We start from the raw sequence: 19526 nt of genomic DNA, 5'->3' as shown, positions 1-19526 counted from the left end.
TCACGCCCTTTCGCCAGAGATCGACACCGGGCCGAGTGGATAAGGCTGGTTATGCCGCGATGCCCATTCCCGGAAGCTGGCGCGGGCACCGGGGAAACCGATATAGACCCATGCCTGCATGCCATGATTGCCGCCATACATCGGATCGGCGAAATAGCCCTCTTTGGTGTTGGAAATCAGCAGGCTCCAGAAATCGCGGATCTCGGGTTGCAGGTCGATATCGCCGGATTGCAGCGCTGTCAGGGCGCTGTCCTGCTGCTCCGGCTGCAACTCGGCAAAACTGGCTCCGTGCTGCTCGCGGCACCAAAGATCGAACGACGCGATGCCTTCACGATAGATCTCGGCCGGGTTCAGCGGGGTCTGCCAGCCCAGAAGCGGATCGGCATCCGCATCATGCGGACCCTCCATGTACCAGTCATCAGCGGACCCGTAATCGCTCGCGAGTTGCCGGTCGATGAAGACAGGCACACGGCATTCCAATGCGCCGGGTCCGTCGCCTTCGGATGGGATCAGCCGCGCGGTCGCCGCCATGATGAAGGCCCATTCCTCAGCGGTAAAATATTCCGGCTCGTACTCCTCAAGCGGTGGAGGCGGATCGACGGGCTGAGCCTGTGCCGACACGGCGATGCCGGTCAGCGCAAACCCTGCTGCTGATGCTTTGAGAAAACTGCGGCGGCTGGGGAATCCAGGTGGTTCGGTCATGAAAATGGCTCCTGCCTGTCTGGGTGGGAAGCACGTGATAACAGGACAATTGAATATCCAAGCGCGTCGGAATGTCCATGCCCGTATTCGCTTTCCTTTCGAGAATTTCGTCGCAGGACATTGCCGTATTTCGACAATTCAGTGACAAACCGGCGACACTCAACGCCCTGCTCTTATGCATTATAAGCAGGCAGATCATCCGCCGCTGAAACCCAATTCCGCCTGCAGCGTTGCCTGCTGACGAACAATGTCAAATCACCAGCAGGAGCGAACTATGCCTACTATTCTTGGACTGTCAGGCAGCCTTCGTCAGGCATCTTTCAACGCGGGGCTGCTGCGTGCGGCCGCCGAGCTTGCACCTGATGGCACGGTGATCGAGATCGGCGATATTCGTGGCGTGCCGCTCTATGATGCGGATGATGAGGCCGCGAAAGGGTTGCCCGATGCAGTCAGGATGCTGCACGCACAATTGGACTCGGCGGATGCTCTGCTGATGGTGACGCCAGAATACAACAACAGCATGCCCGGCGTGTTCAAGAATGCGATAGACTGGATGTCGCGCGGAGATGGGTTGAAACTGTTCAAGGGCAAGCCTGTCGCATTGATGGGTGCGTCGCCGGGCGGTTTCGGGACGGTGCTCAGCCAGAATGCATGGTTGCCAGTTTTCAGAACGCTGAAGCTGGATATGTGGACGGCAGGGCGACTGATGGTGTCGAAAGCGGGTGAGCTTTTCGACAATGAAGGCAATCTAACCGATGGCAAGACACGTGATGCGGTGAAATCCTTTGTTGCCGATTTCGCTAGAACGCTTTGATGCATTGGTGAGCTTCAAGTCGACCGGCTGACATGTCCGGCCTGGCCTGCCAAGTTATCTTCAACGAAGCTTCGCGCGGCTGCGCGAGCCGCTAGAGGCGTGGTTGCCGTCGAAAGGATCAGATCCGCCCACTGAAGAGCAACTCGTCGTGATTCTTCCCCCGCGCCGTGTCAATCAGGACGCCACGACCCCACGCCTCCGGGCCGATTCGATGGCATCACGGACCTGCACCGCGTGTTGATATTCTGCATACCCAAGCTGCTCCGTTCAAAAGACGCAATTCCTCATTTTCGCATACCAATCGCGCAGCTGGGCCCAACCACATCCTGAATATTCAGTTGCGTTCATGATCAGCACGCGTTTTCCAGAAGCCATAAGCCCTGAAATTAGCGCCATCGCCACTGTGCTGTGCCCTGCCGCGTCAAGCCGGGGATACGTCGTGATGCGGCATTCGAGAATATTCTGCTGGAAACAAAGTGATCCGAAGCAACGTGCCCGGCAGTTTCATTAACTAATACTGAGATGATGATGACGCACGGTTTTGATGAACAGGCGACAGAAACTTCGCCGGCCAAGTAAGAGCAGTACTTCTTCACCTGCTGCTTGGCTCACGAAAAATATTGATCCGATTGCGCCTTCTAAAAGCTCAATGGTCAGCCAGGTTTTCGTACCGATCGGAGGTGTCCAGCTGTTCCAAATGTCAAATCACCAGATGTCATGCGCCGATCTCCGCAGCCTGCACATAGCCGCCATCGAGATAGGGTGCAGAATGACCCAGTCAATGCTGTCTGATGACTGTGCCAAACCCATAATGCGAACAAAGAGTCTTGACTTTACGATACCGTAATCCGGGCTGATCCCCGGGGCATTCGGTTTTCACATGCCGCCCGGTGAAGCCCCGCTTTCCTGGGCAATCTGATCACCTGCGCCTGATCCTTCGTCGACGGTGACAACGACCGACAAGCCGGGATCAAGCCGATCCGCCATTTCCTGTCCGGCATCTATGCTGATGCGGACCGGCAGCCGCTGCGCGACTTTGGTAAAGTTTCCGGTTGCGTTCGATGCGGACAGGAGGCTGAATTCAGACGCCGTGGCAGGTGAGAACGCCTCGACCCTGCCGTGAAAGCTGCGGCCTTGCATCGCGTCGACGGTGAAGCTGGCCCGGTCGCCGACGCGCATGCCATGTAGCTGAGTTTCCTTGAAGTTTGCGATCACCCATATTTTGTTTCCGACATGGCTGACCAGTGTCGTTCCCGCAGTGACATACTGCCCGGCGCGAACACCGATCTGTCCCAAGCGGCCATTTGTCGGAGCGCGGATGACGGTATTGTCCAGATCTATCTGCGCCAATTCCACCGCCGCCTCTGCAGAAGCAATTTCCGATTGCTTCGCAGCCAGCCCGACCTCTGCGCCATTCACGTTTTCACGGGCCACCGCGATCGCACTTTCGGCCTGAGTGACAGCGGCCTCTGCCTGACGCAGAGCCAGTTCGCTTTGATCGGTGACGCTTTGGGCGGTTATGCCCCGTGAATTCAGCTCACTGACCCGCTCCCAGCTTTGCTGTGCCGTATCGCGTGCTGCCTCGGCGGATTTCATTGCGGCCTCTGCCGATTGCAGCTGTGCCTGAGCGGAATGAATGCTCTGTTTCTGTATCTCAAGCGCGGCCTCGGCTCCCGCGAGGGTCGCCTTTGCCTGTGCCAGCCTTTGGCGATATTGGCGGTCGTCGATGCGCGCGATGACCTGTCCCTTTGTCACCGGCTGGAAATCCACGACCTCGACATCCGCGATATACCCCGAAAGCTGCGGCGCGATGGTCGTGACCTTGCCGCGGATATAGGCATTTTCGGTCTGTGGGTGGACAGACTGGAAAGGCGGTAAATGCCAGGCGAAGAGCACGATCAGCAGACCGGCAAGACCGGCAATCACGGCGATGAGAGTTGGGATGATATGGTTCTTGGACATCAGGCGGTCTCGGTTGGGCTTGTGCGGTGTATCCGGACCATAAGCCAGTCGCGGAAAAGATGCAGGATCAGCGCGAAAAGTGCGGCCAGAGCGGCAAGCGAGGTCAGCAGATAGGCATCGTTATAGGCCATGACATAGGCTTGGTTTGTGGCTTCCGTTTCAATCATCTGAACGGCTTGCAGCTTGCGGACTGCACCGTCGGCGACCTGCGAGGCCAAAGCGCCACTGCGCAGCGCGATGGCCTGTATGACCAGCGGGCCAGCCATGCTCAGCTCTTCCCGGAGAACCTGCATATGCAGGGCTTCCCGGTGGTTGATAAAGGTCGAGAACAGCCCCGATCCCATTGCGCCGCCGAGGCTCTGCGTGGACAGGAAGACGATGATGAAAGACAGGATGTAGTTCGGTCCCCGCGCCAGTGCCGACATCAGGCCCTTCATCATGGCCGGTGCCAGAAAAAACGAGCCGGCAAAAGCAATCATCGCCTGGCTGATCATCATCTGTGCGGGGCGGGTATCTGTCGTGGCGTAGCTGTCCATCCAGGCTCCGGCCGCAATCAAAGACAATGCGATCAGGTGAAACAGCGGCACGCGGTCAGGCTTGATGAACGGGATCAGCGCCAGCCCCCCGAGGATCGTCGACACGGTGATGATGGCAAACAAGGGTACCAGCTGCCCTTGTGTGATGCCCAGCACCTGAAACATGCGCGGCGCCCCGGCGCTTTGCTCGGACAGGATCAGCCGGAACAGCAACAGGGTAACGGTCAGATGAACCATTGCGGGACTCGCAAGCCAGCGTATATCCAGCAGCGGTGTTTGTCGGTGCAGTTCGATCACCACCGCTGTGGTCAGGGCAATGACGGCGGCAGCGAGCGTCCAGCCCAACCATGCCGCTTCCGTCCACCAATAGACAGAGCCGGTCACGAAAGCCACGGTCAGCCCGCCAAAGCCGGTTGCGATCAGCAGCCAACTGACCAGATCCATTGGCGCAATGACCTTGACCCGGGGTGGCGAGACCAGTGGCAGCGCATAGACGAGTGCAAGTGAAATCGCGGCCATGCCCAGTGTCATAAAATGCAACGCTCCCCAGCCTGCATCTGCCATCAGCGCCGGAGATATCACGCGCGCCAGCATCGGCCCCGCCGACACCATCGCAAGCACCATCGGCAAGCCCAGTTTCAGTTTCCATTGCGGCGACAGCGGCTCAAGCATGTACAGGAATGCCAGAGTCGACAGCGGTGCGGAGACCATTCCGGCAAGGAACTGCATGACCACAGCAGAGCGCAGATCCGAGATTGCAAGCCCGGCAACTGCCACCACCAGATATGCCAGGATCGCCCATTCGGCAAAGCGGCGCAGCCCGTATTGCGTCCGCAGCTTTATCAGCAATAAGGGCATTGAGGCCCGGGGTATCAGAAACGCGACCATCAGCCATGTTGCCTGGCTTGTCGTTGCGCCGAGATCTCCGGCAATCTGGGGAATATTAGTACTGATAAACCCCTGCGCCAGACCTTGCGTCAGCGCGATAATGACAGAAGCGCTCATATAGGCCACTGTCATTGGCAGAGGTTTCGGCTGGAATTCAGCGCGAGGCTGGGCCGGCGCAGATTCTGATGCATCATTCATGGCTGTTTCAGCCTTTTTGCGTTCTCAGCCATCTGTGCAAGCACCCGCCGTGTGGTGGCCAGATCCTCCTGCGATATGCCGTGAGTGATTTCTGTCTCGACCTCGGATCGAAAATTCAACAATGGCTCGATGCGCGCTTTCTCAGTCAGGTAGACAGCGTACTTCCGCGCATCTTCGGTCATAGCGCGGCGTTCAGCCAGGCCTAGCTGTTCCAGAGCGTCAAGCTGACGTTTCAGCGTCGGGGTCTCAATCCCGAGTGTGCTGGCAAGCTGTGTCTGGCTTGCGCCTTCATCATGGCCGATCGTCGCAAGCAATCGGGCCCGCGCGAATGTCAGGCCGCTTGTTTCCCTGACGCGATGCTCAAAAGCGGCACGCACTGCGCGGGTAAGCGTCAAAAGGGTTTCAAATGTTCTGGCTGGACGTTCAATCATTTTATTAGCATACTAATGAATAACATTAGCGAGCTAATAAACTTTGCCGCTAGCGTCAACCCCCAGCCAAAGCATTTCTGCTCTGCGTCAGGCGACGGAAACACGAAAAAGGCCGAGCGTTTCTGCGCCCCGCCCACCTTGTTGCATGGGTCGCTGATTTCGGCGAGAAAGTGCGCTCTGTTGTTTTGATGGTAGCGTGCGATGCCGCATAAATTCAACGCTGATCGCCGCGACAAGTTTCCCAAGACGAGATACGCGGTGACCAATTGGTCGGATTACAACGAGGCTTTACGCCGTCGCGGGGACGTGACGATCTGGATCGAGGATGGGACTGCCGGGAAGTGGTCAGCGCCGAAACGAAAGGGTCGCGGGGGCCGGCCGAAATATTCGGACTTCGCGATCGAGACCTGCCTGACGCTGGGGCTGATCTTTCACCAGCCGTTGCGCCAAACCCAGGGGTTCGTCCGGTCGCTACTTGGACTGATGGGCGTGGAGTTGCCGGTTCCAGACTTCTCGACCTTGTCGCGGCGCACGATTGGCCTTTCGGTCGTGGACGACAGGCCGAAATCATCAGGCCCAGTCACGCTGATCGTGGATAGCACGGGCCTGAAGATCCACCGTGGTTCAGGCTGGCAGGAGGTCAAACATGGCACGGGAAAGACCCGCAAATCCTGGCGCAAACTGCACATCGGATACGATCCTGATAGCGGCGAGATCATCGCCTCGCTGCTGACCATAGACCAGGTCGGCGACGAAACCGCGTTGCCTGAACTCATCGCCGGGATCGAAACCCCGGTGGCCCGCATCCTTGCTGACGGAGCCTATGACGGGACCGGGGTTTCCAACTGCTTGAGCGAGGCTTTCGGACCCGATGTCGAGATCACCATCCCCCCGCCGATCACCGCAGTCCCTGGCCTGAGCGATAGGCGCGACGCTCACATAGAGCATATCGCCGAGCATGGCCGAATGGCGTGGCAGTCAGCAACGGGGTACAATGCTCGAGCCCTCGTCGAAGCCCAGATCGGGCGCCGCAAGTTCGTCATCGGCCCAAGGCTAAACGCCAGGGAAATGGACCGCCAAATCACAGAAAATAAGATCACCACAAAATCACTCAACCGCATGACCCGCATCGGTCGTGCGGTCTTCAAACGTGTCGCATAGATTCAAGGGGAAAGGCGCGATTGCGTCCGAAGGCTGACCCATGCAACAAGGTGCTTGGCAGTCATGCCGCCGGCACAGGTGTTGAGGTCGGAGCGGGTGCCATCGACATAGGCCGGCTGTTTGCCGTGTCGTTCGTCGTGGTCGATCTGAAACCGGGTTTTGGCGGTGTTGTAGTGCTTGAGCCGGATCGAGATTGCGTGTGGGTTGCTGTCTTTCTGCACCATGGAAGCGTGATTCTATATAACCTACTAGTCACAAAATGTGACAGATAGGCCAAGATGGCAAGCCCCCTTTGGAATCCCCCACGCTCCGCTGGCAAAGGGGACCGCTGCGCATCCCCTTTTGAAACCCCAAGCACGGCAGAGTGCCCATTGAAATGACTTCTTAAGGGTACTATTTAATGACTCTAATTGAGTCTGGAGGATCCAATGGCAAATGTCATCCACGCTGGTGTGACCGCCAGTGTCACCGAGTTTAAGCGCAATCCTATGGGCACTATGGCCGCAGGTAACGGTGCCGCTGTGGCTGTCCTGAACCGCAACCAACCTGCATTCTACTGCGTCCCAGCTGACGAGTATGAGGCGATGCTGAACCTGATCGAGGATGCAGAGCTGAACGCCATCGCTGATGCACGATCTGACAGCCCTGAGATTGCGGTGTCTCTGGATGAGCTATGAGCTACGCTTCCGCAAGGAAGCCAAGAAAGAATGGGACAGTCTTGGCGCGACGATCCGTACCCAGTTCAAAAAGAAGCTGGCCGAGAGGCTGGAAAGCCCGCATGTGCCAGCGTCCAAGCTTCATGGGTCCACGAACCGCTACAAGATCAAATTGCGCTCGTCAGGCTACCGTCTGGTCTATGAGGTCAGGGACGCCGAGATCGTTGTCAGCGTTATTGCCGTTGGAAAGCGGGAGCGAAGCGCCGTGTACAAGGCCGCAGCAAAGAGAGAATAAAGTGCAGCCTATGACAGCTGATTTAAGAAGTTTTCCAGCTGCTCTTTGGTTTTCGCTTCTATTGTATCTTCCGTGTTCAACCAGAGGGTATTGTCGTTGACGCCAAGAAGAGAAACTTCCCTCTGCAACTCAGGCTTAGCTGTCTTGGGGATTTTGTATCGAGTAACGTGATGCTTAAGAACGCGTGGCGCTTGGGCTGTTGCGTTCATGTGCCTTTTTCCTGTCGATGTTTTTGATACAACAGTATTAAAATCGTGGTCGGCACGAAGCCACGGCGCTCTGTGGATTGTAAAGCATCCAAGCTGGCGGCTGATCCGTTGACCTATTCTGACCGGAAACATGATTTCAATGTTCCAGTCTATGATACTATTGCCGGGTATTCCCCCCGTCGAGTTGAGGGGATCAATTCCTGTCCAGATAGCGCTCTTGTCTACCCTCAGTGAAAACAGAAAGCCGTCCTCTTCGGGTTTTTTTGTGGCGAAGAAGAGAGCAACAAGCGGGTTTTCTGACCAATCGAGAAGACGTGTGGGCAGACCTCGATGTTGGGCGTCCAACAGATCAAGTGCTAACCGTTCTTGGCGATGTTCGCTGAGCTGGGCGTAGAATTGAGCTAGGTATTTCCGCTCGGTTTGAATGGCGCATATGACCTTGTTTGGTGGCGCATGCGACGAAGGATACGTTCCATCAACGTTTTTCAATTCGTCTGGGATCAAGCTGCGTATCAGACGTCCGTATGAAGGAATGAGAGATGTTTCACCAAAGTCGGCATGTTCACCACGAAAAATAAGCTGGCCTTCATCGTGGTTTTCCAAGTCTCTTAAAAAATCAGAAACGGATGTTATTTCGATGGGTGAATCCTCTACTTTTTCGGCTTTTTGGAGCGATTTAAACAATTGCACAATTTGCCTATGCCAGCCTTCCAAGACCGTGCCACAGGGCTTACACTTGGCGCGGAGCGGCATGTGGTCCTATTCAGCCGCAATTAGCGTGGGCACCGCCGAGACATCGACCTCGCGGGATGCGTGCCATGCATCGTAAGCGCCCTGCATCCTGATCCAAACCAGCGGCTCGTTTCCGAACAGCTTGGCAAGGCGCACGGCCACTTCGGGGCTGACGGGCTTCCGTTCGGCCACAATGTCATGCAGGTGCTGGCGCGAGATACCGAGCATTCGCGCGATCTCGGCCTTGGACTTCTTGGTCGCAGGGATTACGTCCTCGCGGAGCAGTTCGCCCGGATGCGTCGGGCAGCGGTTAGGGTTGCGGCTCATCCTCGCCTCCTAGTGATATTGCTCGTAGTCCAGCACATAGGCGTCACCGTCGCGGAACTCGAAAGTGATGCACCACGGGCCGTTCACATGGACCGTGTAGCGGGTTGGGTTGTGACCTCGCAGGCTGTGGAAGTCGAAGCCGGGCAGATTCATGTCCTCGGGTACAGTTGCGGCATCAAGGGCGTCCAGTCGCCGCAGGATGCGGCTGTGCATCCGGGAATCGATCTTCGACTTCCCTGTCTCCCACAGGGCTTTCAGCTGCTTGTTTGCGAAGGTCTTTATCATATCTTTGTGTAGCCTAATTGACTACATATGTAAACTATTAGCTTACATTTTTTCGAGAAATCTATCGGGCAAGCTTTCCAAGATTTAATACGTATTGGAACCGGTGTGCTGGTTCGGTGTGTATTTCCGTCAATATATCAACAAGAGATTCCATTTCTGAACGTGAAATCAATCCTTCTTCTTCTGGTAGGTCTTGTAAAGATTGAAGAAAAGCGGTGGCCTTTGATTTCAGCTCAATGCTTTTTATCATCGAGGCAGCAGGGTCCGTATGCCCATCTCCAACCTCATCTGCTAGGTCATGTTGACAAATGGCGGAGCCAGAGGCGGATTGACGTGATGTCGATGAAACCGAGGTAGCTTTCTGCGGTCTTGTCATAGCGGGTGGCGACGCGGCGGGCGTTCTTGAGCTTGTTGAAACACCGCTCGACCAGGTTGCGCAGCCGATAGAGGGAACGGTCGACGCCGATACGCCTTTTCCGCGACTTGCGCATCGGAATGACCGGCAGCACATTTCGTGCCTCCATGGTCCTGCGGATGCTGTCGGCGTCGTAGCCGCGATCCGCCAGCAGCACACTCGGCTCGGGCAAGTTGTCAGCCATGACCAGATCGAAGCCGGTATAGTCCGAGGTCTGTCCCGGCGTGATATCCGTCCTCATGGGCAAGCCACGCGCATTGACGCGGAGATGGATCTTGGTCGTGAAACCACCCCTTGAACGGCCGAAACCCTGTCTCGGAGTCCCCCTTTAGCGCCCGCTGCCTGATGGTGAGCGCGAACCACGGTGCTGTCGATCATCTGGAGCGCGTCCGGGACGGCGCCGCTTTCGTTCAACGCCTCCATGATCTCCTCCCATAGCCCCGCCAGGGTCCAACGTCGGAACTGGCGGTAGACACTGGACCATTTCCCAAACTCCTCAGGCAGGTCACGCCATGGCGCCCCCGTTCGAGCGATCCAGAAAATGCCATCCAGGACGAGGCGGTGGTTGGACGGCCTGCGTCCGTTCGGAGCGCGGACCGTCAGGATGAAGCGCTCGAAGAACGTCCATTCTTCGTCCGACATGAGGTCTCGTGCCAAGCTGTTCTCCATCGCAGATACCAGCTTGAATCATGCCACGCGCCTCGTGTGAATCCCTTTTGTCAACACAGCCTAGTTGGTTACAAATACCATTCATAAAGACCATTCCGGCGACAAAGAACGGACCGTGGTTTCCAGATTTCTCTTGATCTTGAATGTATCGCACCTTGTTGCATGGGTCGCTGATTTCGGCGAGAAAGTGCGCTCTGTTGTTTTGATGGTAGCGTGCGATGCCGCATAAATTCAACGCTGATCGCCGCGACAAGTTTCCCAAGACGAGATACGCGGTGACCAATTGGTCGGATTACAACGAGGCTTTACGCCGTCGCGGGGACGTGACGATCTGGATCGAGGATGGGACTGCCGGGAAGTGGTCAGCGCCGAAACGAAAGGGTCGCGGGGGCCGGCCGAAATATTCGGACTTCGCGATCGAGACCTGCCTGACGCTGGGGCTGATCTTTCACCAGCCGTTGCGCCAAACCCAGGGGTTCGTCCGGTCGCTACTTGGACTGATGGGCGTGGAGTTGCCGGTTCCAGACTTCTCGACCTTGTCGCGGCGCACGATTGGCCTTTCGGTCGTGGACGACAGGCCGAAATCATCAGGCCCAGTCACGCTGATCGTGGATAGCACGGGCCTGAAGATCCACCGTGGTTCAGGCTGGCAGGAGGTCAAACATGGCACGGGAAAGACCCGCAAATCCTGGCGCAAACTGCACATCGGATACGATCCTGATAGCGGCGAGATCATCGCCTCGCTGCTGACCATAGACCAGGTCGGCGACGAAACCGCGTTGCCTGAACTCATCGCCGGGATCGAAACCCCGGTGGCCCGCATCCTTGCTGACGGAGCCTATGACGGGACCGGGGTTTCCAACTGCTTGAGCGAGGCTTTCGGACCCGATGTCGAGATCACCATCCCCCCGCCGATCACCGCAGTCCCTGGCCTGAGCGATAGGCGCGACGCTCACATAGAGCATATCGCCGAGCATGGCCGAATGGCGTGGCAGTCAGCAACGGGGTACAATGCTCGAGCCCTCGTCGAAGCCCAGATCGGGCGCCGCAAGTTCGTCATCGGCCCAAGGCTAAACGCCAGGGAAATGGACCGCCAAATCACAGAAAATAAGATCACCACAAAATCACTCAACCGCATGACCCGCATCGGTCGTGCGGTCTTCAAACGTGTCGCATAGATTCAAGGGGAAAGGCGCGATTGCGTCCGAAGGCTGACCCATGCAACAAGGTGCTTGTGAGAGATCCACATCAAGCGCCCGGCTTTAGTAATCTCGCTCATAATACAGGCCAAGCGTACTTTCGCCGTCGCTGTCGGCAGAACCCCGGGCAGTTACTGAATCGGTCACGTCCAGATTGAGGTTGATCTGCGTCTTGCCCTCATCATCAAGCTCGACATCGGTATAGATATTACGGGTCAGGTATTTCCCTGCGCGCACAGCCACGCTGCCATCGTCGTCCACGGTCATATCCAGATCGTCCAGACCAGTAGCATCGCGGATATTTCCGACAACACCGATCCCTCCACGCCCCGCAAGAACCGCCAGAGCATTTGCAAGCTGGGCAGCCTGTAATGCACTGATCTCATCCAGACCCTGACCGAAGAGGAGATAGGACAGGACTTCCTCCTCTGGCAGTTCGGGATCGGACTCGAAGGTGATGTCAGGTTCGCGCACCTCACCGTCAATGATGATGCTGATGGTAATGTCGTCTTCCTGATGGCGGGCGACAAGCCGGATCACCGGGATCAAACTGCCCTGCAACTCGACCAGACCTTCGGACAGATCGAAGCGCTTGCCCAGAAGATCGACCCGCCCCCGGATCAGCGAGAGATGACCGACCGGAACCGGAGTATGGGCATCGCCGGTCAGGCGCATGGAGCCGCCCAGTTCCGCATCGACTCCGCGCCCGCGCACGAAGATCTGGTTCGGTGCATTTATGGTCAGGTCGAACCGTGCCGGCGTGGCAGGTGGTGTGGCGGCAGGCCCACCAAGATCGGCATTCTGCGCGGCAAGGCTGCCATAAGGCTCAAGCCCGGCCTTGGCGCGGGTCGCGGCCGCCTGCCAGCTATCGTTGACATGGATCATATCGGGAATTGCCTGCGCCCCGCCCAGACCTGTGGACGGAATACGGAACTCGGCTTCCAGAATATTGATCGTGCCGCTGACAAGCGGACCATCGGCAGCGACACCGCTGACAGAGACAGTGCCGTCTGCAGTCAGCTCATAAAGGCTCGGATCACGGATCACGGCGCGGTTCAGCCGGGCGGTCAGGTCCAGTATCGGAGAGCCGCTGCGCAGATCGACCGCGCCATCCACCGCAATCGCGCCGCCCGCCTGAATACCACCATCCAGATCGAGATTTATCAGCCCTTCGGCCAACCGGGCCGTCAGGTTCAGCCGGTCCACGCTCAGCCCGATGCGAGGCTCTGCCAGTCGGCCATCGCGCAGATTAACCTCTCCGGTCAGCGCGTTCAGGCCCGGCGTGCCCTGCATCCTGATATCGAAATCGACAGGCCCCGCAACGCTGCGCGTCCGCAGAAGACCGTTGACCGCTGCCGCATCGCCGATGCCGGACATGCGCAGATTGGTCGCCTCGCCCGCCAGCGTTCCGTCGATCTGAGCGCGGATACCGCCCGGCCCGGTCACGGCGATATCCATGCGCGTCCCGTCCGGGGTCTGCTGAACCGTGCCGACCGCCTGCGCCGGACCCTCGATCCCCGGAGCAAGCGGGGCCAGATTGGCAAGCCGCGCATCAATGTTCAAAGCCTGCGCGGGATTGCCATCCGCGACAAGCTGGATCTGGTTGTTCCGCGCATCGACACGCTGAATGATCAGACCGTTGGCGGTCTGAAGCGCCGCAAACTCAACCCGCGTCTGACCAGCAAGCAGCGGATCGACGCGATCATTCCCCATACTCAGCCCGTTCGCGGTGGCCTGCGCGGTGATCCTGCGCCCGTCGGCCTGATCCAGCACCTGTGCGGTCGCGTTCACCGAGCCGTTGAAGCCCGGCATGACAAAGGACAGGGTCGAGACATCAAGCCCTGCCGTCAGATCCGTCCGCCCCTCGCCATACACACCCGAGGCAGAGGCGTTCATCCGGGCATTCGACGCGGTCGCCTGATCCAGCATGATCAGACCGCCATTGCGGGTTCCGGTCGCACTGAAGCTGGTCGCTCCGGCGAATGCACCGTCAAGCTGGGCCACACCCACCGCAAGATCGCTGGCGGTTCCGGTGATCTCGAATTGCTGGACGCCGCCGCGGTCGCGCAATTGCGCATTCGCCTGCACCGAACCGCCGAATTGCGGACCGAGGAACGACAGATCCCGCGCTGCGGCATCCGCCGTGAAGCTGGTCCCACCTCCGCCAAGCGTACCCTGACCGGACAGCGTCACCTGCGGGTTTTCGGCATCCAGCCGGTCGATGGTGATGCGCGACCCGTTCTGTACCGCCCGAGCGACAAAGCGTGTCTCACCGGCGAGCGCACCGTCTGCCTGAGCATTCCCGACCCTCAGATCCTGCGCCTGCCCGGTCACGTCATAGCGGCGACCCTCATCAGAGTCGCGGATCGTGGCATCCGCATCCAGCGAGCCTCCGACCCCACCGCCGAGAAAGGCAAGATCCTCTGCCTGAATCGTCGCCGTCAGATCGGTCTGGCCTTCGCCATAACGCCCCGAAGCCTCTGCGGAAAGATCCAGGTTGTCGACCTGCGCCGTTTCAACTGAGATCAGCCCGTCCTGCTGCGTTCCACGCGCGACGAACCGGGTCTCTCCGGCAAGCGCACGGTCGGCACCGGCCTGACGAAGCGCCAGATCGGTTGCGGTGCCTTCAACGGTAAAGGCACGTGCGCCGGACGCGTCATCCTGCAATGTCGCATCGGCAGAAACCGCGCCGGACATGCCAAGCCCCAAGGCCGACAGATCGCTGATCTCGATCTCAGCGGAAGCATCCGTCCCGGTCGGCGCGATCACCCCTTCAGCGTTAATCCGCGTCTGATTATTGGTCAGCAAGGCACGCTCAATCGTATAGGTCCCGTCGCGCTGTACCGCCGATACGTCGATATCCGTCGTGCCGGTCAGCGTACCGCCGGTTCCCTGCTGCCCAAGGGCAAGGTTTTCGCCCTGACCGTCGATTGTCAGCCGCCGCGCACCGTCGCCGGTATCGGCAAGCCGGGCATCGATGTTCAGCGCCCCCTGAAGACCAAGACCAAGCGAGGCAAGCTGATTCACGCTGACACGGGCCGTAGCATTTGTGCCAGCCTCGCCGATTTCACCCTGAGCGGTCGCCTCAAGCTGATCATTGGTGACATTCGCCCGCTCGATCCGCAAAGCACCGTCGGCGGCCTGTTCGGCCACGATATCTATCGTCGTCGTCCCGGTCAGAGCCGCATCGGCCTGCGCCTGACCCAGCCTGATATTCTCACCCGAACCATCGACGACGATCCGCCGCGTTCCGGCATCGTCGGTGCTGATCTGCGCATCGGCATTCAGCGAACCCGACCAGCCTTGACCAAGCGCCGAGAGATTCGCGATCTGCGCCGTAGCCTGACCGTCAATCGCCCCGTCCTGTATCTGCCCCGAGGCATTCGCCGTAAGCTGCCCATTCACCACATCCAGCGATTCCAGCCGCAACATACCGTCAGGAGTTTGCTGCGCCAGCAAGGTGATATCCGTCTGGCCATCAAGCGCGTCATCGACATTCTGCTGACCCAAAGCAATATCCTGACCGACGCCGTCCACACGGATATTGCGGGTGCCATCCTCTCCCTGCGTCAGCGTCGCATCCGCATTCAGCGAACCCTGCCATCCACGGCCAAGCGCGGCAAGCGCAGGGATTTCGATCCGCGCCTGCGCCTGCGTGTCGGCCCCGGCAATCTGGCCCGAGGCCGTTGCGCTCAACTGATCGTTCTGTATCTGAACATCGGAAACCGAGATCACGCCGTCGCGCTGTTCGGCCCGCGCGGTGATACGGGTCTGACCGCTCAGCGCCGCGTCGAGATTTGCCTGCCCCGCCGCGATATCGGTCCCGGTTCCGGTCAGCGTCACAATCCGTGCCCCGCCCTCCGAGCGGATTTGGGCGTTCGCGTTCAGCATCCCTGCAAACTGCTCGCCCAACGCACCCAGATCGCTGAAATTGAACTGAAAATCGGCATCCAGATCACTGCCGCTGATCGTGCCCTCACCGTCCAGCGTCAACTGGTTGTTATCGAGCGTCAGATCGGTCAGCCGGAACGCGCCCTCGGATGTCTCATCTATGGCGGCGGTCAGATCGGTTTCACCGGCGAACGCACCGTCAAGCGCCGCAATCCCGGTTTTCAACCCGGTTGCCTGTCCGGTCAGCGACACCGCCCGCGATCCGATGGGGCCTGACAACTCGGCATGCGCATTCAGCGCACCTTCAAGACCGGCGTCCAGATCGGCCAGAGTCGGCATGTTGAAATCTGCCGACAGATCCATGCGGTCGGCGGTTATGGTCCCGTCTGCGGTCAGGCTGATCTGCTGAGCATTGATCGCAAGCTCACGCAACTGGGTGCCTTCCTCGGTCCGCCCGGCGGAAATATCGATGGTGGAATCGCCTGCAAGCAGCCTGTCGAGATACTGGTTTTCGACCGTAATATCGGTGCCGGTGATATTGCCCTGAAGATCGAAGGCGGATGTCAGAACCTGATAATACCCCGTCAGATTCGCCTCGGCACGGCCGGACAGGCTACGGCCCGCAAGCGCGGACAGGTTCGACAGATCGTCATGCGCCGCGACGATACTGGGCGCAGAGATCACAATGCCGCTGCCAAGCCCGTCAAAGGTCACGGAGCCGTTCAGCGAGTAATCCTTTCCGGTCACCTGCATTTCGGTGAACTCGATCACCTGCCCCGGCACGAAGTCAAAGCTTGTGGCACCCTGAATTTCTTCCCCGACCGCGGTCTGAAAATCCTCATTCACCAGGCTGATACCGTTCGCATCGAAGCCGATATTCCCGGTGATCTGATCCAGAGATTGATCTTCCGACAGGGCGACCTGCCCGCCCCCGTCCAGATCCAGCCGTGCAAACCGCGTCTGGTTGCTGTCCAGTTCGGTCACCCAACCGTCCAGCGACCATTCCGAGCCTGTGCTGGCATCATAGCCAATCGCCAGCTTGCCCGACAGAACGGTGACCGGAGGGTCGGTAAACGGCAGGGTGACGGGCAGGGACTGAGCGCCTGCCTCTTGTCCGAAATCCACGACCAGATCCAGCATCCGGGGCGCGTTCTGATCATTCGTCGCCAGCCGCCCGTTGATCTTCAGCGCATCCGTATCGAAGCTGAGCGACTCGACCTCGAACCGCCCGGTATCCGCACGCCAGCCCTGCGCGGAAATCTGTGTATTGCTTCCAAAGAAATCACGGTTGCGGGGGGGAAGCAGCGAGGCGATATCGCCGTTCACTTCCAGAGTGAAGCTGTTGCCCGAAGCGCCATCCGGCCCTTCGGCGGCATCGAAGGACATCTGCCCGGTGACACGTTCGACCCCATCCGTCGCAAGCCGCACATTCGAGGAAAACGCGCTGAGCGGACCGCTTCCCTGAATCTCGGCATTCACTGCAGGCTGGCCTTGCAACCCGGCAATGCGCGAGAAGATGCCGTTCGCATCCTCATCAAGCAAAAGGTCGATATTCAGTTCGCGCGTGTCATTGTCGAAACTGCCGTTAAAGGTGAAATCGCCCTTCTTGCCGTCTATGCGGCTGATGACGACATCCGCAGCGCCCTCCCCCCCGGCCAGAGACATCGAGCCACTGATGGTGATTTCCGCATCTTCCCCGATCAGCGCGGAACCCAGCATCACGCTGTTCGCGTCGATCTGTTCGATATGAATGCCCACGGGCAGTTCGGGAAGGTTAAAACTTTGCGCCTCGGCCCGGACGCGCTCTTCCTTCTCGCCGCTGGCGGGGGGGCGCGGGATCTCTATTCTTTCCGCAGTCAGCTCACCCACCTGAACCCGCCCGCGCAGCAGCGCCGCGCGGTTCCACTGGATCGCGCCGTCATGCAGCGTCAGCCAGGGGCCTTCTGCGTCCGAGATCTCGATCCGGTCGAATGTGGCCCGCGAGGAAAGCGCACCACGAAACCCGTCAATCACCACCGTCCGGCCCGTGCCCGAAAGACGGCTTTGCAGCATGCGGGTCAGAAAGCCCTTGTCATCGGAGGAATCCGCCGAGATCTCGGCGATACTTGCATCTTCGTCAGTCTCATTCTGTGCGAGCGCCGCGAATGGCAGCAGCAGGATGAAAACCAGAAGGAATGCCGCTTGCCGTAACATCAGAATGCCTGCCCCAGACCCAGATAAAGCTGGACCTTGCTGTCATCTTCCTTGCCCTCGATCGGCGTCGCCACATCGAAGCGGATCGGCCCGATCGGGGTATTATAGCGCATCCCGACCCCGGCACCGCCATGCCATTTGGTGTCACCCTGAAACGCGCCATCGTCCCAGATCTTGCCTGCATCGACAAAAACGACCGCGCCGATATTGTTGCGGACCTGATAACGCGCCTCAAGGCTGATATTCACGAGGCTCTGCCCGCCGACATAGGCGTCTTCATCCGTGCCCTCCAGCGGCACGTCGAAGCCGAGAGATTCATAGGGCTGACCACGCACACTGCCGCCGCCTCCCGAAAAGAACAGATAATCCGGCGGAATTTCCAGAATATCGGGACCAAGCACCGTTCCCGCCCGCCCCCGCGCGGCAAAGGTCAGCCGGTCATCCGTCAGCATGCTGTGATAGATCCGGCCCTCACCCTCAAGCTGGACACCCGAGCCTGTATCCTTCAAGCCGACGAAAGGCGTCACCTCGCCCTCAAGCCAGAAGCCGCGCTTCGCGTTGTTCATGTCGTCGCGGCGGTCCCAGGTGAAGCCGGTCGGCAGGGAAATGGTCGAGTAATCGTAATATCCCGATCCGTAATTCACACGGGAATATGTGTACTGAATTTCCGTATGCGCCGTCAGACGCTCACTACGGATATAGCTGAAACCGAGGCCGAATTCCGCGCTTTTCTTGTAATATTCCGGCTCGTTTTCTTCAGAGAATGAAAGATCGATATATCCGGTCGTATCCGGTGACAGCGTCGCGGGCCGCTCCAGCCGGATATCCATATCATAGTCACGCGCGTCGGAATCCGCCTTGATATCGCTGACCTCGCCCTCGATCCTGAACCTTTCTCCTCCGCCCAGCAGGTTACGGTGCAGCCAATAGGCAGAGAACATTGCCCCATCGACATTGGACAGCTCGAATGCAGCGCCGACACGGCGAAGCTTCTGCTCGACGACGGTCAGCGCGACATCCATCGAATTATCCGGGTTGAGCGTTTCCGCCTCGACCAGAGTAATCGCCGAAAACACGCCCGAGCGGCGCAGGCGCTTGCGGACGGTTTCCAGCTTCTCGGGATCGAAGGCCTCACCCTCGGGATAGCCCGCGATTTTCAGCATCCGACGCGTATTGAGCCGCTCATTCCCGGTCGCATGAAGTCGGCCAAACGTCACCGCAGGGCCGGGATTCAGATCCACGCGCGATTCAATCCGGGCGACGTTGTGATCGGCGATGATTTCTTGACCGGCAACGCGGGCCTTGGCATGGCTGGCATCCCGCCAGTTGCTGATCGCGTTCGAGGTGGCCCGCTTGATGATCCCGGTGCCTGCCGTTTTACCGACCGCATAGCTTTCTATCGCATTTGTGCCGGGTGCCAGCGGCCCCAGATCGGCCTGCCCGAATTTGAAGCGCGGCCCCGGATCGACCGCAACCACGACATTGCCGACATATTCCGGCCCGTCCAGAGGCGCGATTTCGGCGGCTTCGACGCCGTCCAGCGTGATATTGATAATGGCCGAGAAATAGCCTTCATCGAACAGCACACCCAGAACACGGGCATAATCGCCCCGTGCCGCAGCAAGAATATCCTGCCCGGTTGAACGATCCTCAGCCAGTGCGCTTGCGACCAGAGACGCATTCCGGATCGGACGTTCCAGATCCTCATCACCGTCAACGATCAGCACATCCAGCTTGACCGGCGGCCCCAGAACCTGTCCGTCTTCATCCGTAACCGGCTGTTCGCCCCGGTCGAAAAGCCGCGAAATGCCAGCAAAAGGGTTCGATGACGACGCCGATTGTGCTGGCGCCTCAGCCGCAATGATACTTGCGGCCATCACGGTCATGACGGCTGCCGGTAAGGTCCGCTGCATGCATGCCTGCCCTTGCTTCGTTATACTGTTTTTTTCGCAGTTTCTGGAAA

The 19526-nt window shown here is 58.8% G+C and carries 16 protein-coding genes; 5 read left to right on the top strand and 11 right to left on the bottom strand.

The genetic code is table 11. The annotated features are described in order from the left end of the window. Positions 1-702 carry a gluconate 2-dehydrogenase subunit 3 family protein gene (locus PAE61_RS16240; protein WP_271113380.1) on the bottom strand — a complete coding sequence of 234 codons (702 nt, stop codon included), beginning with the start codon at positions 700-702 and terminating at the stop codon, positions 1-3. A gap of 274 nt (positions 703-976) precedes the next feature. Here PAE61_RS16240 and PAE61_RS16235 point away from each other — a divergent pair, with 274 nt between their 5' ends. Then, entirely contained in the window at positions 977-1516 is a 540-nt protein-coding gene (locus tag PAE61_RS16235; protein WP_271113379.1) for an NADPH-dependent FMN reductase, read from the top strand. Positions 1517-2392: 876 nt separating this feature from the next. Here the strand turns inward: PAE61_RS16235 and PAE61_RS16230 are convergent. The 3 genes from PAE61_RS16230 to PAE61_RS16220 all read right to left on the bottom strand — a co-directional run bounded on the left by PAE61_RS16230 (position 2393) and on the right by PAE61_RS16220 (position 5495). After that, a complete protein-coding gene (locus tag PAE61_RS16230) occupies positions 2393-3478 on the bottom strand; it encodes an HlyD family secretion protein (protein WP_271113378.1) in 1086 nt (361 codons plus the stop codon). After that, a complete protein-coding gene (locus PAE61_RS16225) occupies positions 3478-5019 on the bottom strand; it encodes an efflux MFS transporter permease (RefSeq protein ID WP_271113377.1) in 1542 nt (513 codons plus the stop codon). Before PAE61_RS16225 ends, PAE61_RS16230 begins: the two co-directional genes overlap by 1 nt. 77 nt (positions 5020-5096) lie before the next feature. Beyond that, entirely contained in the window at positions 5097-5495 is a 399-nt protein-coding gene (locus tag PAE61_RS16220) for a MarR family winged helix-turn-helix transcriptional regulator (RefSeq protein WP_271113376.1), read from the bottom strand. 237 nt (positions 5496-5732) lie between these two features. On the opposite strand from PAE61_RS16220, the gene PAE61_RS16215 reads away from it, so the two are divergent. After that, positions 5733-6692: an IS5 family transposase gene (locus PAE61_RS16215; RefSeq protein WP_271113369.1), complete on the top strand. Its 960-nt coding sequence runs from the start codon at positions 5733-5735 to the stop codon at positions 6690-6692. Between the two features lie 2 nt (positions 6693-6694). Here PAE61_RS16215 and PAE61_RS16210 read toward each other — a convergent pair whose 3' ends face one another. Next, positions 6695-6916 (bottom strand): hypothetical protein, encoded by a 222-nt coding sequence (locus tag PAE61_RS16210; protein ID WP_271113375.1) that lies wholly within the window; start codon positions 6914-6916, stop codon positions 6695-6697. A gap of 204 nt (positions 6917-7120) precedes the next feature. On the opposite strand from PAE61_RS16210, the gene PAE61_RS16205 reads away from it, so the two are divergent. Then, a complete protein-coding gene (locus tag PAE61_RS16205; RefSeq protein ID WP_271113374.1) occupies positions 7121-7369 on the top strand; it encodes a type II toxin-antitoxin system Phd/YefM family antitoxin in 249 nt (82 codons plus the stop codon). After that, a complete protein-coding gene (locus PAE61_RS16200; RefSeq protein WP_271113373.1) occupies positions 7359-7643 on the top strand; it encodes a type II toxin-antitoxin system RelE family toxin in 285 nt (94 codons plus the stop codon). The genes PAE61_RS16205 and PAE61_RS16200 overlap by 11 nt, the downstream gene beginning before the upstream one ends. Positions 7644-7651: 8 nt before the next feature. Here PAE61_RS16200 and PAE61_RS16195 read toward each other — a convergent pair whose 3' ends face one another. The 4 genes from PAE61_RS16195 to PAE61_RS16180 form a co-directional block, all read right to left on the bottom strand. Beyond that, positions 7652-8566, bottom strand: coding sequence for an FRG domain-containing protein (locus PAE61_RS16195; RefSeq protein WP_271113372.1), 915 nt, complete (start codon positions 8564-8566; stop codon positions 7652-7654). Between the two features lie 45 nt (positions 8567-8611). Continuing rightward, a complete protein-coding gene (locus PAE61_RS16190; RefSeq protein ID WP_271113371.1) occupies positions 8612-8911 on the bottom strand; it encodes a HigA family addiction module antitoxin in 300 nt (99 codons plus the stop codon). A 9-nt stretch (positions 8912-8920) separates the two neighbouring features. Beyond that, entirely contained in the window at positions 8921-9196 is a 276-nt protein-coding gene (locus PAE61_RS16185) for a type II toxin-antitoxin system RelE/ParE family toxin (protein ID WP_271113370.1), read from the bottom strand. A 296-nt stretch (positions 9197-9492) separates the two neighbouring features. After that, a protein-coding gene (locus PAE61_RS16180) for an IS5 family transposase (protein ID WP_271112960.1) occupies positions 9493-10280 on the bottom strand; the annotation gives its coding sequence in 2 pieces (ribosomal slippage) (positions 9493-9941 and positions 9941-10280; 789 coding nt in all). A 218-nt stretch (positions 10281-10498) separates the two neighbouring features. Here PAE61_RS16180 and PAE61_RS16175 point away from each other — a divergent pair. After that, on the top strand, positions 10499-11458 hold the full coding sequence (locus PAE61_RS16175; protein ID WP_271113369.1) for an IS5 family transposase: 960 nt from the start codon (positions 10499-10501) through the stop codon (positions 11456-11458). 84 nt (positions 11459-11542) lie between these two features. On the opposite strand, the gene PAE61_RS16170 is transcribed toward PAE61_RS16175, so the two are convergent. Together PAE61_RS16170 and PAE61_RS16165 are read right to left on the bottom strand one after the other, a co-directional pair. Beyond that, a complete protein-coding gene (locus PAE61_RS16170; protein ID WP_271113368.1) occupies positions 11543-17563 on the bottom strand; it encodes a translocation/assembly module TamB domain-containing protein in 6021 nt (2006 codons plus the stop codon). Further along, the gene (locus tag PAE61_RS16165) at positions 17563-19476 is read right to left on the bottom strand and encodes an autotransporter assembly complex protein TamA (RefSeq protein ID WP_271113367.1); all 1914 of its coding nucleotides are present in this window, start codon (positions 19474-19476) and stop codon (positions 17563-17565) included. The genes PAE61_RS16170 and PAE61_RS16165 overlap by 1 nt, the downstream gene beginning before the upstream one ends. Positions 19477-19526 lie beyond the last annotated feature (50 nt).

Source organism: Paracoccus aerodenitrificans (assembly GCF_027913215.1).
GTDB lineage: Bacteria > Pseudomonadota > Alphaproteobacteria > Rhodobacterales > Rhodobacteraceae > Paracoccus > Paracoccus aerodenitrificans.
Note: the sequence above shows the minus strand (reverse complement) of the source record. Positions and strands in the feature narration are given on the sequence as shown.

Bases quoted from the DNA above. Each gene is read 5' to 3' on its own strand.
- PAE61_RS16165 (WP_271113367.1), bottom strand. From the start codon at position 19,476: ATGCAGCGGACCTTACCGGCAGCCGTCATGACCGTGATGGCCGCAAGT.
- PAE61_RS16240 (WP_271113380.1), bottom strand. From the start codon at position 702: ATGACCGAACCACCTGGATTCCCCAGCCGCCGCAGTTTTCTCAAAGCA.
- PAE61_RS16210 (WP_271113375.1), bottom strand. From the start codon at position 6,916: ATGGTGCAGAAAGACAGCAACCCACACGCAATCTCGATCCGGCTCAAG.
- PAE61_RS16215 (WP_271113369.1), top strand. From the start codon at position 5,733: ATGCCGCATAAATTCAACGCTGATCGCCGCGACAAGTTTCCCAAGACG.
- PAE61_RS16190 (WP_271113371.1), bottom strand. From the start codon at position 8,911: ATGAGCCGCAACCCTAACCGCTGCCCGACGCATCCGGGCGAACTGCTC.
- PAE61_RS16200 (WP_271113373.1), top strand. From the start codon at position 7,359: ATGAGCTATGAGCTACGCTTCCGCAAGGAAGCCAAGAAAGAATGGGAC.
- PAE61_RS16175 (WP_271113369.1), top strand. From the start codon at position 10,499: ATGCCGCATAAATTCAACGCTGATCGCCGCGACAAGTTTCCCAAGACG.
- PAE61_RS16185 (WP_271113370.1), bottom strand. From the start codon at position 9,196: ATGATAAAGACCTTCGCAAACAAGCAGCTGAAAGCCCTGTGGGAGACA.
- PAE61_RS16170 (WP_271113368.1), bottom strand. From the start codon at position 17,563: ATGTTACGGCAAGCGGCATTCCTTCTGGTTTTCATCCTGCTGCTGCCA.
- PAE61_RS16230 (WP_271113378.1), bottom strand. From the start codon at position 3,478: ATGTCCAAGAACCATATCATCCCAACTCTCATCGCCGTGATTGCCGGT.
- PAE61_RS16205 (WP_271113374.1), top strand. From the start codon at position 7,121: ATGGCAAATGTCATCCACGCTGGTGTGACCGCCAGTGTCACCGAGTTT.
- PAE61_RS16235 (WP_271113379.1), top strand. From the start codon at position 977: ATGCCTACTATTCTTGGACTGTCAGGCAGCCTTCGTCAGGCATCTTTC.
- PAE61_RS16225 (WP_271113377.1), bottom strand. From the start codon at position 5,019: ATGAGCGCTTCTGTCATTATCGCGCTGACGCAAGGTCTGGCGCAGGGG.